The organism is Dyadobacter sp. CY356, assembly GCF_021440195.1.
Classification (GTDB): domain Bacteria; phylum Bacteroidota; class Bacteroidia; order Cytophagales; family Spirosomataceae; genus Dyadobacter.
The window spans coordinates 297,318-314,470 of the sequence record NZ_JAJTSZ010000005.1; the positions used below are offsets into that span (position 1 = coordinate 297,318).

The following is a 17,153-nucleotide window of genomic DNA, read 5'->3' on the forward strand; positions in this document are numbered from 1 at the left end:
CACTCCCCGCTTTATTAGAAAATATCAGTTATTTAAGGTTTTAGAATTCTCTGTACCGAAGAATATTTACCATTTTGCACTTTTAAAAGGTACAATCCCGCTGGTCTCTGAGTAAAATCAACCTCTGTTATTTTTTGGTTAATTGATTTTTTAAACAAAGATCTTCCGTTCAGATCCAGGATTTCAACAGCTGCTTCTTTTGCTGATACGGCGGATGTTATTTCAACTGTACACTTCGAATCAACAAGTGTAGGATAGATTTTCAGCCAGTCGCCGGATACAACAGGCGGCTCTGTACCTAAAACCGGATCAACCTGAATTCTTGCACTACCAGCTCCTCTTCCCGATCCGCACTGATTTGAAACGGCTGTAATGGTATATATCGTCGTCTTTTTTGGAATAACCTTAACAATAATCGGGTTTACACTTGTTGATACCAGAGAATCAGTCTGTCCGTCATTTAAGCTGAAAGTCCATGGAGCATCTCCTGTAAGATCAACTTTCAGATTGGCAGTTGCACCCAGATAAATTGTAGTTGCACCTGATATGGTTGCCACCGGCAAAGGGTTCACTGTAATTTGTCCAGAACTTACATTTCCTGCTGCGATTAGTGCTCCATCTTTTCCAATATTGGCAATACGAACATAATAAATGCCTTTTACAGTAGTATCCGGAATTGTTGCTGTAATGACATTTCCGTTGATCACGGATGGGATTGAAATAAATTTGCTCGTTTCATTCACTGTTGAAATTTGCGCCTTCATTGAACTTCCATCCGGAAAAGTACCCGACTGCTGGAATTGTACTGTGAATGTTCTACCAGCACAAGATTCCGATACCGAAGGAACGCCAATTGTCAACGTCGGTACCTGAACCGTCACAAGGGCACTTCCGTTGATAATACCCTTACCGCAAGAATTTGAAACTTCGGTAACCACATAGGTAGTTGTCGTGGCTGGACTAACCGCAACGGAAAGATTTGCATTACTGGTTGTACCAGTTTTTCCATCTGATAGAATATAAGTCCATGGTGCATCACCAGTAAAGTTGATCACCACATTAGCAGTACCACCAAGAGGGATAGAAGAATTTCCTGAAATCGTAGCCGAAGGAAGCGGTTTGATGTGCACCTTAATTTCCGCTTTTGCGCTTTCACAGGTCTTATTACCAAATACCTGTGATTGGGTTACATAAAAAGAATAGTCTTCCACCTTTGCAGTATATGGAGTTAAAGGTGTTGTACGGGGACTGGTATCATCTATTGTTAAGTACCATTTAAGATTTGTTCCGGTAGCAGCAAGTGCCGGTGCTGTTTCATTTTGACAGTAAGCAACTGATGGTGTTGCAACTGTCGGTTTGTCTGCTACATTAGTTGTGACATCTATTTTAGCTCGACTACTCACACAGCCAGTAGCGTCTTTTTGAGCGACATAGTATGAAATTGTCCCTCCTGCTACTGTTGAAGGTACAGGAGCTGTTGAAGATTCAGCTCCTCCTGTTGCATTTGTCCCGTACCACAATAAAGCAGCCCCATTAAGAGGCGTTGCTGATAATGCAGAAGCATTTTCTGACTGGCAATATACCAATGGAGTAGACGAAACGCCTGGTATGGCAACAGGAGCATTAACAGTTACTTTAATTTCTGTACGGGCACTTTCACAACCATTCAAAGTTTGACTAACAAAATATGAAGTTGTTGCCGCTGCGTTAGTTGTAGGAGTAGGCGCAGACCCAAGCGCATTTCCACCTGATGCAGCCGCATACCATTTCAACCCTGTTCCGTTTGCACTTAAAATTACAGGGGTTTGGTTAAAACAATATGTAATAGATGAACTCGCAACAGTCGGAGCCGGGGTAACCGGATTCACGGTTACTTTGATTTCAGCTTTTACTGACTCGCAATTATTTAAAGTTTGCGTTACAAAATAGGAAATTGTTCCTGTAACCTTGGTATCAGGAGTGGGAGCTGTTGCCAAACTCGTACCGGCAGCGTTATACCATTTAAGTAACGCTCCGTTTGCTGTAAGTGCAGGAGCCGTTTCTCCAAAACAATAGTTTAAGGTGGCGCTTACTGTTGGCTTAGGTGTTTCAACTGTAACTGTAACTTTAAGTTCCGCTCTTGGCCCTTCGCAATTATTCAGTGTCTGGCTTACAAAATATGAAGTTATGCCTGATACAGCGGTCGAAGGAGTAGGTGCAGTCACAAGAGCAGTTCCACCTGACGCGGCAGCATACCATTTCAAGTTAGTTCCGGTTGCCGTCAAAGGCAGTGCTGCTGAATTGAAACAATATGTAATTGGACTTACTGTTGGAGCTACGGTTGAACATGAAGCCACACTTACAACAATTTCAGCACGCGGACCTTCGCAATTATTCAGTGTCTGACTTACAAAATATGATGTGGTTCCAGCCACAGAAGTTGAAGGAACAGGAGCCGAAGCCAAAGCCACTCCTCCAGAGGCGGCCGCATACCATTTCAAATTAGTTCCGGTTGCTGTCAAAGCTGATGCACTAGCTCCGACGGTATAATTTACAGGGCTGGAAACTGTTGGTGCAGGTGTTGAACATCCTGCAATAATAACTTTCAATTCTGCACGCGGGCCTTCACAGTTGTTTAAGGTCTGGCTTACAAAGAATGATAAGGTTCCAGCCGCAGAGGTCGAAGGAATAGGTGCCGAAGCCAAAGCCGTACCTCCGGAGGCGGCCGCATACCATTTCAAGTTAGTTCCGGTTGCTGTCAAAGCTGATGCACTAGCTCCGACGGTATAATTTACAGGACTGATAACAGTTGGCGCAGGTGTTGCACAAGTAGCCGCTGCCACATTCACAACGATCGCTGAACGTGTACTTTCACAACTTCCTACACTTTGACTAACATAATAAGTTGTTGTTCCAACAGTTGCTGTGGAAGGTACAGGTGCCGTTGTAGATGCCGTTCCGCCCGTTGCATTGGTTCCATACCAATTCAAAGTAGCACCAGATATTGCGGTGGCTGTTAAAGTTGCTGTTTGGCCAACGGTATAATTTAAAGGAGTGACAACCACAGGCGCAGCAGGTGTTGTACAGGCAGCAGCTGCCACATTCACAACGATAGCCGAACGTGTACTTTCACAACTTCCTACACTTTGACTAACATAATAAGTTGTTGTTCCAACAGTTGCGGTGGAAGGTACCGGTGGCGTTGCGGATGCCGTTCCGCCCGTTGTGTTGGTTCCGTACCAGTTCAAAGTAGCACCAGATATTGCGGTGGCTGTTAAAGTTGCTGTTTGACCTACTGTGTAATTTAAAGGAGTGACAACCACAGGTGCAGCAGGTGTTGTACAGGCAGCAGCAGCTACATTCACAACGATCGCTGAACGTGTACTTTCACAACTTCCAACACTTTGACTTACATAATAAGTTGTTGTTCCAACAGTTGCTGTCGAAGGCACAGGCGCAGTTGTTGTTGCGGTTCCGCCTGTTGCATTGGTTCCGTACCAATTCAAAGTGGCACCAGATATTGCGGTGGCTGTTAAAGTTGCTGTTTGACCAACGGTATAATTTAAAGGAGTCACAACCACAGGCGCGGCTGGTGTTGTACAGGCAGGGGCAGCTACATTCACAACGATCGCTGAACGTGTACTTTCACAAGTACCAACACTTTGACTTACATAATAAGTTGTTGTTCCCACAGTTGCTGTCGAAGGTACAGGCGCAGTTGCTGATGCTGTTCCGCCCGTTGCATTGGTTCCATACCAATTTAAAGTGGCACCAGATATTGCAGTAGCGGTTAAAGCTGCGGTTTGACCAACGGTATAATTTAGCGGCGTAACAACCACCGGTGCAGCAGGTGTTGTACAGGCAGCAGCTACATTCACAACAATCGCCGAACGTGTACTTTCACAACTTCCAACACTTTGACTTACGTAATAGGTTGTTGTTCCAACAGTTGCGGTGGAAGGTACAGGCGTGGTTGCTGATGCTGTTCCGCCTGTTGCATTGGTTCCATACCAGTTTAAAGTGGCACCAGATATTGCAGTAGCGGTTAATGCAGCTGTTTGGCCAACGGTATAATTTAAAGGAGTGACAACCACAGGCGCAGCAGGTGTTGTACAGGCAGCTGCATTTACTGTTACAACAATTTCAGCTCTTGCACTCTCGCAATCTCCCACAGTTTGACTAACAAAATAACTCTTAGTTCCTGCCGCAGTAACCGAAGGTGTTGGAGCACTTGCTAATGCAGTTGTACTTGTAGCTGTTTCGTACCATTTTAATGTCCCTGTTGAGGACGTTACGGAAAGTGGTGCTACGGAAGGATCATTAACTGTGTATGTTTTATTTGTAACTGTTGGCACAGAAGGTGCTGGATTAACATTTACTGTAACTTTCGCAACAGGACTTGGGCACCCTTGATAAGAATAACTTATTACAAAGTAATCTTTTGTCCCTATACTTGCCGTAGAGGGAACAGGAATTGTGCTTGAAAATGTCCCGTTTGCTGTATCTGACCAACGAAAATCAGTAAAAACACTTGCTTCTGGCTCATTGGATTTTACAGCACTCTTTAAAATATCAGCTGGAACGGTAGAATTTTGACAAAGATCTCCAGGATTTGATATAGTTGGTGTTCGCCCGTTATTATACACCGCCATTATTATAAGATTTTTATCACTTTCACATCCATCAACAGTTTGAGATACATATGCAAAAGGAACAGCTGCTGATTTGGAAGCAGTCGTACTTACGCTAGTGATGGGTGGAATTTCAGTATTTGGATCACTTCCTAAATACCATTTGACATTAGAACCAACGACAGTTGGTACAACTGCCGGAGATTGTCCTACACAATACGATAATGGGGGTAAACCAGGAGCAGATGGTTTTCCTTTCACCTTAACATTAGAACTTTCACTTCCAACAATTGCTAACGCAGTTGTAATTACCCTAACCTTGTAACCTGTACCCGCAATAGTACTGGAAGCAATTGTTCCTGTAATCGGAGACGCTGTTCCAGCTCCAATCGCAACAGGAGCAGTAAAGGCACCTGATGCATCAGATAGCTGAACCGTAAAGTCCTCACCAACCGTTCCAGTTGTTGTAAAAGGCACGGATATCGTACTTCCTGCACATACAGAAGCATCAACTGTACCTGTTGTAATTGTCTGAGCAAATGAAGAAGCTATTCCAACAATAGCGGCAATGCATGCAAAAATTCCTTTTCTAATAAATGTTTTTTTCATGTATTTATCTTAATATCTTTTCACTTACCTGTTTATGAAAGGTAAAGTTAGAGATATTTTCAAATACATTTCCTATGAAATCAACGAAGAATACTTTTGCGCTCAAGAAGTGACATATATACCACATCGTGAATCTTTCTGCGCGTGCGCTGTGTGGTAATGCTGTTGTTTTCTGCGTCCGGGTGAATACGGTTTGACAGGAATACAAAAATAAGATCTTCATCCGGATCTGCCCAGACAATGGCTCCGGTAAATCCTGTATGCCCAAAGGAATTTACAGATGCCTGAGGCGACACATAGGCACTATTACCATCGGCGGGTATTTTGTCCCAACCCAGGCCTCTGTGATGTGCCTCGTCATATAATCTTGAAAATAGTGGGACAGTACCCGAAGCGAAAAACTGTCTGCCGCCATAATTTCCTTTCCATAAATTCATTTGCATCAATACGGCCAGGTCCGTTGCGGTGGAAAACAGGCCCGCGTGTCCGGAAACTCCACCCTGCACGGCCGCCATCTGGTCATGGACCGTTCCCTGAATCAGTTGGCTACGAAAACGATAATCCTGCTCGGTTGGTGCAATTTGTTTTTCCGGAAACCTATGTAACGGATTAAATCCGGTGTAAGGCAACCCCAGCGGCTCATAAATGTTGGCAGCGACAAAGGCATTCATCGGCTGTCCTGTTACCTTTTCGATCACTTTTTGCAAAGTCAGAAAACCCAGGTCGCTATATAAATAACCAAATTTTCCGGCCTTGTCCTTGGTATTGTTCATGGGAGATTTCACAATCCATTTCCAAACAGAATCCCGCAATGCTGGTTTTGCAAAAAGTTTAGGTGCAACCTGAAGATTGTAAATACTGTCAGGTTTGGAACTATAATATTCAGGAAGCAGACCTCCCGCACTGGTTTTGGTTCTGTCCCATAATGTCGGATAAAAAGATACCAATCCGGACCGGTGCATCAGCAAATCACGAATGGTGAAATTCTGTTTGTTTGTACCAATCAATTCAGGCAGATAGTGCGAAGCCTTTTCATCCAGATCAATCAGTTTACGATCATAAAGCAACATCAAAGACTGCAATGTGGCAGCTACCTTTGTTACCGATGCAACGTCATAAATCGTCTCAGAACTAACTCTTTCCGGTGTTCTGTAATTCAAAGTACCAAAAGCCTTATCATAAATAATCTTCCCTTTTCTTGCGACCACTACCTGGCATCCTGGAAATACATGATCCGTGATAGCAGCATTGGCAATTCCGTCAATTTTTTGCAGCATGACCGCATTCACCCCAACACTTTCCGGTGTACCAAAACTAATCCTGTTTAAAGCTTCCGTTTCAATTCCATCACCGGCTTTGTAGGAAAGAACTGAAACAGGCAATTTTCCTTTGGCAGCAAGGGCACCAAAAATAATCTGCGGAACAATTTCCTGCTGATCCGAACCATCCTGATTTGCACAGATCAGCGCATCAGTTTCCGGAAAAAACTGGATACTGTAAGGACTGCCGAATAAACACAAAATGACTTTTTTGCCACTCTGTTTTAGTTGCTTAACAAATTCCGCAGTACCTGTTGAAATGCCATAATTATACTTAGGATTAGAAGAAATTCCGGTAACACCAACAACCACAGTTTCATAAGGTTGCAGGTAATTTAACATTTGCAAAATCTCTTCCTGCGAAGGCTCCGACAAAAAAGTATAAGGCCTCATAGGCTTATACGTTGACAACATTTTCTGAAAAACAGAAGTACTCCCCTCCCCGATCAAAACAGATGCCATCGTCTGCGCTATAATCGACGTAACCGGCAATATATTATTATCATTCCGGACAACCGTTACCGATGCCTCAGATAATTCTCTATACAGCTCCTTACTTTCCTCAGTATTCAGGTCTGCATACAAATTGGTGATATCAATCGGTTTATATTGTGCCAAACCGGACCAGTACTTAGCCTGTAAAATCCGTTTTACCTTATCATCCAAAAACTTCTGGGTGATCGTTCCCTGATTCAGTGCGTCTTTTATTTTAGTAATTGTTTCAGCCACATTTTCAGGATATAACAAAACGTCATTTCCGGCCATCAGTGCTTTCAGATTTACCTCAGCTGCCCGCCCGGTTTTCAAAACGCCACGCATATTCATCGCATCTGTAAAAACAAGTCCCCGAAAGCCCATCTGGTTTTTCAACAAACCAGTAATTACCTTTTCAGAAAGCGAACTGGCCAGCTGCGGCGAATTATCCAAAGACGGGATAAATAAATGTCCGCTTAAAACGCCCATCAGGCTATCCGCAATAAGCTGGCGATAAGGATACAGATCGATATTATTCAGCTGCTCGACAGAATGCGTTAAAACTGGCAGTGTAAAATGCGAATCCGCATCGGTATCACCATGTCCAGGGAAATGTTTTGCCGTAGCGATAATGCCATTATGCTGCAAACCTTTCATGTAGGCGACGGCTTTCCGTGTTACATTTTCACGGTCCTCACCAAAAGAACGAATGCCAATAACCGGATTTTTAGGATTGCTATTGATATCAGAAACAGGCGCAAAATTGATCTGAATTCCTAACCGCCGGCATTGTTTTGCAATATCGCTTCCCATTCTGTATATAAGCTCATCATTCTGGATTGCTCCCAAAACCATTTGTTTTGGAAAAGAAATCGTGCTATCCAAACGCATGCCCAAACCCCACTCTCCATCGATCCCGATAAAAAGCGGAACTTTTGAATGGGCCTGATAATGATTAGTAAGCTGCGCCTGACGCACCGGACCGCCCTGAAAAAAGATCAATCCGCCGAGGTGAAAATCGTCAATCAGCCTGTCGATATATCGTGTATTTGCCTCTTCCCTGTTGGAAAAAGTAGCAACCATAAAAAGCTGTCCGATTTTTTCTTCCAGTGTAAGAGATTTAAGGGTACTGTCCACCCACTGATTTTCGGGCAAAACAATAACGGGTTCTTCCCTCCTTTTTGGAGTTTTTTCCTGTCTCTTTTCTGTCACAGGTTTTTCCATTCCGGCATAGGTTTCCCTGGTCTGAATTAACTTCCAGGCGACCGAAACTGTACCAAAAAAGACCAAAACTAAAATACTTGTAACTACCCGAATACGGCTTCCCAACCTTTTTTCCATTTCTATTTACCCAATCTTTACGAGGAAGTATTATTCAAACATTTAAGGTCGCTGAGCCAACTTTTTCTTTATTTATTTATATCAATAACAAATTTGAAACTTAATAAATCCGCTTTTAAACCGTTTTAAGGCAATTCTAATGTTTGGCGGTTAGCTAGAAGCTATTGAATTTTAGCTCTAAGCTCATTATCAGATTGTTGCCGATTACTGTTAACAATTGATAACAAAACCATTAGACGGTTAAATTACGAAAAGTCTCTTCCAGTGTTTTCCCGGTTTGCCTTAACGCTTCAAGCGAGCTGTCACTCACCACACGACCTTTATTTATGATGATCACGCGGTCGCATAATGCTTCCACTTCCTGCATAATATGGGTTGAAAAAAGAACAGTTTTGTTATGTCCAGCGGTACGGATCAATTCTCTGATTTCCTGGATCTGGTTTGGGTCCAGACCTGTCGTTGGTTCGTCCAGAATGAGGACGGCCGGATCGTGCAGGAAAGATTGGGCCAAACCAACACGCTGCCGATATCCTTTGGAAAGCTGACCAATTTTTTTTCGTTTTTCAACTTCCAGTCCGCAGAGATTTATCATTTCATCGACACGTGATTTCAAGGTCGGGCCGCGCATTCCATACAGTTTTCCTGAAAAAAGAAGGAATTCGCGGACATACATATCCAGGTATAACGGATTGTGTTCAGGCAGGTATCCAATTGCCCGGCGCGCCGGCATGGCTTGTTGCTGCACATCAAAGTCGGCAACGGTGGCTGTTCCTGAAGTTGAATTCAGATATCCGGTAAGAATCTTCATGGTTGTGGATTTTCCTGCGCCGTTTGGCCCGAGAAAACCTACAATTTCTCCGGGTTTCAGGGAAAAGGTAATCCCGTCCACCGCTCGCTGCGTTCCGTATACTTTTGTAAGATTCGTTACTTGTATTGACATTTATCTGCTTTATTTCGTTGGGGTGACCGGGATATCGTTAGGATATCGTTGGGGTAATCCCTTGTGGTTACCCTTTCCCTCCTGATCTTCTTTATTTTCCGGTAAATATCTGGAAATTATTGAAAAACTATCCGGAAATTATTAAGGGATTTCCGGATAGTTCTTTTGGCGAATTTTTAGATGGTTTCATGGACGCAATTCCTGATGGTTCCTGGTCGAAGTTTCCGGATAGTTCCAAGGGCGAATTTCCGGATGGTTCCAAGTCCAAGTTTCCCGACAGTTCCAAGGGCGAATTTTTGGATGGTTCAAGGGCGACCACAAGGGTCGCCCCTACACCTTTAAAAATAATTTATTTCTCCATAATAAATACATGAATGCCCACTGCACGCCTATGAATGCCAGGACACCTCCAACTGCTGTCACAGGTTCAGGGAAGAATTCCAGTAGTCCTCCAAAAAGTGCTTCTGCGGTGTATTCAAAATTGATGTAACGGCCAACCATGTAGATTACGATGGAGTTCATTCCTATCACAACAAAGAAAAATGTCCAGCGGCGGTAATTTAATACATCTACGATCCAGTAGAAAAATGCCAGTAATAATACGCTGCATCCGCCGGCACAAAGCACAAACGAACTCGTCCATAAGTTCTTATTGATTGGAAAAACAATATCCCAAAGCTGTGAGATAATTATACTAACCACGCCACCTGCCACCAGGTAAAGTACCTTTTTGTTTTGTGAAAGTTTAGCCGGATCTGTTCTCAATATTTCTCCGGAAAATATTCCCATTAATCCTGTTGCAATGGCAGGAATTGTTGAAACCAATCCTTCCGGATCGTGAATTTTCAAATGCAAACGTCCGGGAAGAATCATGCGGTCAAAATAACTGGCGGGGTTACATTCCATCGTCATCATACCTGCCTCACATCCCGGAACCGGATAATACATCATGAAGGCCCAATAGCCTAACAATAATCCTGCAAACCAGATCCACCGGCTTGTTTTTCCGGTGTATAAATAAATAATCTGCGCGAACATTCCTGCCAATCCGATACGTCCTAATACACTCGGATAACGCATGTTATGCCATTCGGTATGAAAAATTCCGTTGTTATAAATAATTCCCAAAAATACCAGGATAAGCCCTCTCTGTATCACTTTACGAATTAAATCTGATGCCGGCACTCCTTTTTCCAACCGGCTTCCCAACGAAAATGGCGTTGATACACCAGCCATAAAAAGAAAAGTCGGAAAGATTAAATCATAAGCCCGGAAACCGTTCCAGTCGGGATGGGTAAGCTGATGCGCAATAAATACGGCCCACGACCAGCCGGTAACTTTGGCTAAAACAGCAAAGATATCTTCGCCACCGGAAATCCAAAACATGTCAAACCCACGCAGCGTATCCAAAGACAGCAACCGGTGTGAAGTAGAATTTTCTTTCATTAGAAAAATAAAGAGTATAGGAAATAATATTTGGCAAAAGTAGCACTTACGAAAAACTTTTATGGCTCAGTCTCATAAACACAATTACAATTACTGGATTCTTAATGAAAAATACTATCAGTGATATTGCACCAAAGTAATTTTATTTGAATAAACATATTTCAGTAATGGATAATGAAAGAAGTTTTAACAGATTTCATTTTGGTTTTATATTTTTCCAAACCGGATCTTCGTTAGTACCATCAATATTCATATCAACGAAATGCAGTCCATGAAAAAACTTATCTTTTTGCTCCTGTCGGTCTCAACTTTATTCTTTACCGGGTGCGCGTCATCAGGCAACTCTTCATTAAATGATTCGGAAGATTACCAGGAAGTAACAACCATCAACCCCAAGCTTAATAACAAAAGACTTGAAAAAAATCTTGAAAAGTTTGCAGCAGATCTTGATCTTTCCAAAAGACAGGTAAAACAGATTAAGAAAATTGAGAAACGATACGCACGCAAGGATAGAAAACTATCCAGAAATGATGAAGCAAAACGACGTGATCACAAACAGCTTGCAGAAGCGAAAAGGGAAGATATTATATCAGTGCTGTCCAACGAGCAACAGCAAAAACTGGAAGTATTATCGAAGAAAAATCGGTTTAGTTTTGATCGGATTTTTGGGAAGTAAATTGTAAAAGTGGGATTTCTATTATTATAATTCGTTAGAGTTAATAGAAGTCCTGTTTTGAATTCAAAAGATCATTATCTAAATTGATGAAGAATAGAATTTGGCTTCCTCAATTTGTCATTTAAATTTTCTGACTATAAGTAAAAGATTATGATAGCTTTACACCCCAAATACATAGTTGGCAACGAAGGAGAGCAACTCGTTGTTCTTCCACAAAACGAGTTTGACAATATCATAGAAGCATTGGAAGATCAGGAAGATGTGCGACTGTATGATGAAGCAAAAAAGGAAAACGATGGAACTCGAATCCTATTTTCGGATTACTTAAAGAATCGCGAATCAAAAAATGCCTGAGTATTCTGTTTACTTATCAAAGAAAGCTCAAAAGCAATTGGATAATCTTCCTGACAAAATTGTGTCATCAATTATTCCTTCAATTGCCGCACTTGAAAATAACCCAAGACCTGATGGCTGCAAAAAATTGAAAGGCAGAGATGGTTATCGGATACGAAGTGGTAATTATCGGATTATTTATGAAATATTGGATAAGGAATTAATAATCGATGTTATCGCATTAGGCCATCGAAAAGATATTTATGAATAGTCTACTTTCACCGGGACCTCATAATAATCTAAAACCAATTCGTGTATTCGTGGCAAAAAAATTATTGCAACCTTTCCAGCCAAGCCTGGACCGTCGGTCCGGTCATATCAAATAATAATCCTGGTAAAATCCCCAGCAAAACTGAAAGAATAGCAAGCGGAACCAAAAGCGCTGTTTCGCGAATTGTTAAATCAGTCAGTATAATTGAACTATCCTCTTTATACCAAAAGGAGCCAAAAAACATACGTTGGTATGTCCAGAGAAAGTATGCTGCGGCCAATACTATTCCCAAAGTAGAAAGTGCCGGTACCCAAACAGGCAAGGCAGCCGCTTGAAATGCGCCCATCAAGGTAAATAATTCCCCTACAAATCCTGAAAAACCAGGTAGTCCAAGTGAGGCAAAAAATGCGATTCCTGTCAAAACGGTATAACGCGGCATCGGACCGATTAATCCACGGTAATTATCGATTTTTCGATCGTGTGTACGGTCATAAATAACCCCGGCTAAAAGGAATAACATCGAAGACAGTACGCCATGGCTTACCATCTGATAAATAGCCCCGTTGATTCCTTCTGCTGTAAAAGCTGCAATACCGAGCAAAACAAAACCCATATGCGACACAGAAGAATAAGCGATCATCTTTTTCAGATCACTTTGGCCCAATGCGTTAAATCCACCGTAGACGATAGAAATCATTCCTAAAACTGCCAGCGGAACCATACTGTACTGCGCTTCAACAGGGAAAAAACCATCAACAATTCTTATAAAACCATAACCTCCGATTTTCAAAAGTATTCCTGCCAACACTACCGAAATAGGCGTTGGTGCCTCTACGTGCGCATCGGGTAACCAGGTATGTACGGGCACTACGGGTAATTTTACTGCAAAACCAGCAAACAAAAACCAGAAAGCCAGTAACCGAACAGGAATTCCAAATAGAACAAACTCTGTTTCAGGACTTAAAATAGAACCGGGAATATAGTTTCCGGCATCAGCTAAATAGGAAAACCGGAATGTATGAACCAACTGATCCGCTCCAATTCTGCCATCAGCAAGCCATTGTTGAATTTGTAAAACTACATCCGGTTGTACCAGATCCTCCGGTCCAAGAATCCCGACAGCGCGTGCGGTTTCAACAGGATCGATCACTGAAAGATATAAACCGATCATGACGATCAGTATTAACAAGGATCCAAAAAATGTGTAGACGAAGAATTTAAGCGCTGCATATTCCCTTCTCGGCCCGCCCCATAAACCAATGAGAAAATACATAGGTAAAAGCATAAATTCGAAGAAAAGATAGAAAAGGAAGAAATCCTGAGCGAGAAAACAACCGATTATACTGGCACTTAAAATTAAATATAAGGCAAAATAAGCTCTTGTTTTCTGACTGATGCTCCATGAACTGATCATCCCGACAAACAGCACAACAACCGCTAATAATACCAATGGAAAACTGATTCCATCAACCGCCAGTGCATAATCAATGGAAACTGTGCCCAAAGAACCAATCGGAAGCGTAATCCAATCCACCGTTTCGCTTAGCTGAAATCCTGTATTTTGATTATCGAAAAAGAGAAATAAGGAAAGTCCGGTAAGTAATTCCAAAAGTAAAACCGAAAGCGCGATCAATCTGAAATCAGCCGGACGCTGGGAAGGCCAGACAGAAACGGCTACGGCTCCAAATAATGGAATGGATATCAGTAAGGAAAGTATATGATCAATCATTAGGATAAACTGAAACGAATATATGATAAAGAGCAAACCGTGCTCCTGAATTATTTCTATAAAATCATTAACCACAAAACGAGCAGAACTACTCCCAATGCAGTAACTAAATAATAGGATTGTATTTTCCCGTTTTGTAAACCACGAACACCCTGACCAGCCGATCTGATCGTAAAAACGGTGAGTTTCACACCACCATCTACAATATTCTTGTCTCCCCAGCTTACCACATGCGCCATCACAACGCTCCATTTTGCAATACCATCCACAAAGGAATTGACAATTTTTGCTTCAAACTGCATTAAACCAGCTGAAATAAAAGCAAAGGATTTTATAAAGAAATGCTCTCTTGAAAATTCATTCAGGCCGGCCAGGTGTTTCAATCCAGGAATTGAATTATTAGCACTTCCGGCATACATCGAGAACGGATCTTCTGTTTTGGTTTCCTTAATGGCCAGAAAAATAGCCAGCACAGTTATGCCCGTTGCTACAAATGGCACCCATAAAATATGTCCGAATTCCTCCGCTCCTACCAGCTCTAAAAACCAGCCATAGGAAGCATCAAACGGATTCCATGAAAACCAGATAAAAACGGAAAGTACAGCGAGCAATGCCATAGGCGCCCACATTGTTACAGGAGATTCGTGGGGATGAACGGATTTAAAAATCTGGTAACGTTTTTCTCCAAGAAAAATGAGCCAAACCTGGCGCGTCATATAGTAAGCCGTAACTCCGGCAGAGATCATAATGATAACCGGGAAAAAATACGCCCAGGCCCCATGTTGTTCAGCCCAGAAAAATGCTTCGACGATGATCGCATCCTTTGAAAGAAATCCTGAGAAAAACGGAAGTCCTGCCAAAGCGGATGAGCAGATTACAAAACAGATAAAAGTGATCGGCAAATATTTCCGGAGACCACCCATGGTACGCATATCCTGCGGATCAAAAGTTTCATCGTTTTCCAAAGGCGTCACCGCATGAATGACCGAACCGGCCGAAAGGAATAAACCGGCTTTAAAAAATGCGTGTGTTGCAAGATGAAAAAGTGCAGTCCGCCAGCTACCAAGCCCGACGGCGATAACCATCAGACCCAACTGTGACATCGTTGAGTAAGCCAAAACCCTTTTTATATCCCAAACCTGCGTTGCTTTTACAGCACCAATCACCATCGTGATGGTTCCGATACAGGCAATAACAATTTGTGCTTCCGGTGTTAAAAGAAAGGAAATTCGCGCTAGTAAAAATATTCCGGCAGCCACCATCGTGGCGGCATGGATTAAGGCAGAAACAGGCGTTGGCCCTTCCATGGCATCCGGCAACCAGCCTGACAATGGAAACTGAGCCGATTTACCCATACAACCACCAAAAAGACATAATCCAATTCCCGTTAAAATGCCCGGATCGAGTGATTGGACGGAAGTGGCAAGCACCTTAAAGTCGGTAGAACCAATATAGTAAAACAGCATTAAAATTCCGGTCAGGAATGCTGCATCTCCAATTCTGTTTAGAACAAAAGCTTTCTGCGCCGCCCAGACAGCTCGTGGCTTAAAGTACCAGAAACCAATCAGTAAATAAGAAGAAAGCCCGACCAGCTCCCAGAAAATGTACATCACAAGAAGATTTCCGGCAAGCACAATTCCTACCATTGAGAAAAGGAAAAGCTGGATAAAGGCAAAATATCGGTGAAGATTCTGGTCGCCATGTAAATAAGACATGGAATAAATCTGAACCAGAAAAGCTACAAAATGAACAATGACCAGCATGATCAGCGTCAGTTCATCGAAGCGGAAAGAAAGTTCTATGTTAGTTTGACCGATGAAGGCCCAGTTCATTTTAACTGTATGAAGTGTTTCAATATCAGCATATAACACACTGATTATGAATCCAGTTGCAGTGATGAAAGCACCAATCCAACCCGCTGGTTTGTTCAAGGTTTTCCCGCCAAGCCATAAAACAAAAAATGCCAGAATCGGTAAACCCAGAAGTAAAAATGCAGGTATGGTATAAGCGGTTTCTGACATTGAGGTGAGTATTCGTTACGTCCGGCAAATATCCTGAATTAACCGCCGATTTCAAACTAAGCTAAAGGTCTTTCTCAATATCTTCCAGCTTTTCACTTTCGCTGCCATGCAGCACGGTCAATAACTCTTTGATATCGTAAATATTTTTGTTGTATGAATTTCCCAAAATGATAATAACCGCTTCGTCTTCCGGACAAATCCAGAACATGGAATTATAACCTTTCCACCAGCCGCCATGATAAATGAATCTGGTTGAATGATCCGGTTTGACGTGCATCCGGAATCCGTAGCCATAATTTCTGATCCCGTCACGTTCAAAACTTCTCGGCGTCCAGGCTTCGGTCAGCAGTTTTTTGTTGATTAGTAAACCCGAAGTTAAACCGGCGTAAAAACGGTAAATATCTCCCGTGGTTGAATACAAACCTTTATCGCCGACAACATCGTCATAATAATCTTTTGCCAGCATACGCCCATATTGATGCCCGACGGTTCTGTACATCATGGCAGCTTCTGAAGTATCCGTTACCAAAACGGTATTGTTCATGCCAAGCGGCGTAAAAATCTCGTTATGAACAAAATTGTTGAAAGAATCTCCGCTCACTTTTTCAACAATGGCTGCCAGAACGCAATAATTTGTATTACAATAATTGAAGGAGCGACCTGGCCGGTTGTAGGGATGTGGTGTAGGAACGACTTTCGCGTACCAGTCCATCACCGTCATGTTGGTTGGAAACTTTTTACCGTGACGAACACTGTCCGGAAAAGAATAAATATAATTTGGCAAACCACTTCTGTGACTTAGCAGCATATCCACTTTTACGCCGTGGTATGGGAAATCCGGAAAAAATCTTTGTACGGAATCATCCAGACTTACCTTTCCCTCCTGAATTAATTTTAGAACAGCAACTGCTGTAAACGGTTTTGACAAAGAAGCAAGCTGAAATTTGGAGTGACTTTGCAGTGAATCCTTATCACGCAAATGCGCATAACCAAAAGAATTCTGGTATAAGATCTTTCCTTTCTGAACGATCAGCACATTTCCATTAAAACCGGCATTCCGTTTTCTTCTGAAAATATCCTGGATTTGTTCTATTTTTGCTAAGGTTTTTGCATCCGGATCTTTGATCTCAACAGGATCCAAATTGGGGTTTGATTTGGCATTTCTTTTGAAATTGACCAGATCGTGAGATTTACTGTTTCTTACCCAAACCAGGGAAAGCACTATTACAAATACGGCAAATAACGCCGCCCACCACACTTTCGGCTGCACTTTTTTCAACATAGGCTTTTGGCCATTAAAGTTTTTTAAACGTTAAATACTAACGCAAAACCGTCAGTATTTTCTATATTTTATCTAATCTATTTCAATATGTTCGCAACCTGG

Annotated in this window: 10 protein-coding genes; 3 read left to right on the top strand and 7 right to left on the bottom strand. The window is 42.2% G+C overall.

All coding sequences use genetic code 11. From position 1 onward, the window contains the following. Nucleotides 1-32: 32 nt before the first annotated feature. The 4 genes from LXL81_RS17920 to LXL81_RS17935 all read right to left on the bottom strand — a co-directional run bounded on the left by LXL81_RS17920 (nucleotide 33) and on the right by LXL81_RS17935 (nucleotide 10,739). The gene (locus tag LXL81_RS17920) at nucleotides 33-5,219 is read right to left on the bottom strand and encodes a T9SS type A sorting domain-containing protein (RefSeq protein ID WP_234648148.1); all 5,187 of its coding nucleotides are present in this window, start codon (nucleotides 5,217-5,219) and stop codon (nucleotides 33-35) included. Nucleotides 5,220-5,299: 80 nt separating this feature from the next. Further along, a complete protein-coding gene (locus LXL81_RS17925; protein WP_234648149.1) occupies nucleotides 5,300-8,353 on the bottom strand; it encodes a glycoside hydrolase family 3 N-terminal domain-containing protein in 3,054 nt (1,017 codons plus the stop codon). Between the two features lie 232 nt (nucleotides 8,354-8,585). After that, nucleotides 8,586-9,293 carry an ATP-binding cassette domain-containing protein gene (locus LXL81_RS17930; protein WP_234648150.1) on the bottom strand — a complete coding sequence of 236 codons (708 nt, stop codon included), beginning with the start codon at nucleotides 9,291-9,293 and terminating at the stop codon, nucleotides 8,586-8,588. A 330-nt stretch (nucleotides 9,294-9,623) separates the two neighbouring features. Then, entirely contained in the window at nucleotides 9,624-10,739 is a 1,116-nt protein-coding gene (locus LXL81_RS17935; protein WP_234648151.1) for an acyltransferase family protein, read from the bottom strand. A gap of 271 nt (nucleotides 10,740-11,010) precedes the next feature. Between LXL81_RS17935 and LXL81_RS17940 the strand changes: the two genes are divergently transcribed. From LXL81_RS17940 to LXL81_RS17950, 3 genes are all read left to right on the top strand, one after another. Next, nucleotides 11,011-11,415 (top strand): hypothetical protein, encoded by a 405-nt coding sequence (locus tag LXL81_RS17940; protein WP_234648152.1) that lies wholly within the window; start codon nucleotides 11,011-11,013, stop codon nucleotides 11,413-11,415. A gap of 150 nt (nucleotides 11,416-11,565) precedes the next feature. Beyond that, on the top strand, nucleotides 11,566-11,769 hold the full coding sequence (locus LXL81_RS17945; RefSeq protein WP_234648153.1) for a hypothetical protein: 204 nt from the start codon (nucleotides 11,566-11,568) through the stop codon (nucleotides 11,767-11,769). Beyond that, nucleotides 11,762-12,019, top strand: a complete 258-nt coding sequence (locus LXL81_RS17950; RefSeq protein ID WP_234648154.1) for a type II toxin-antitoxin system RelE/ParE family toxin — start codon at nucleotides 11,762-11,764, stop codon at nucleotides 12,017-12,019. Before LXL81_RS17945 ends, LXL81_RS17950 begins: the two co-directional genes overlap by 8 nt. Before the next feature lie 61 nt (nucleotides 12,020-12,080). Here the strand turns inward: LXL81_RS17950 and LXL81_RS17955 are convergent, their stop codons facing one another. The 3 genes from LXL81_RS17955 to LXL81_RS17965 all read right to left on the bottom strand — a co-directional run bounded on the left by LXL81_RS17955 (nucleotide 12,081) and on the right by LXL81_RS17965 (nucleotide 17,051). Next, nucleotides 12,081-13,748: a NuoM family protein gene (locus tag LXL81_RS17955; RefSeq protein ID WP_234648155.1), complete on the bottom strand. Its 1,668-nt coding sequence runs from the start codon at nucleotides 13,746-13,748 to the stop codon at nucleotides 12,081-12,083. 56 nt (nucleotides 13,749-13,804) lie between these two features. Further along, a complete protein-coding gene (nuoL, locus tag LXL81_RS17960; RefSeq protein WP_234648156.1) occupies nucleotides 13,805-15,769 on the bottom strand; it encodes an NADH-quinone oxidoreductase subunit L in 1,965 nt (654 codons plus the stop codon). 61 nt (nucleotides 15,770-15,830) lie between these two features. Further along, on the bottom strand, nucleotides 15,831-17,051 hold the full coding sequence (locus LXL81_RS17965) for a serine hydrolase (protein WP_234648157.1): 1,221 nt from the start codon (nucleotides 17,049-17,051) through the stop codon (nucleotides 15,831-15,833). Nucleotides 17,052-17,153 lie beyond the last annotated feature (102 nt).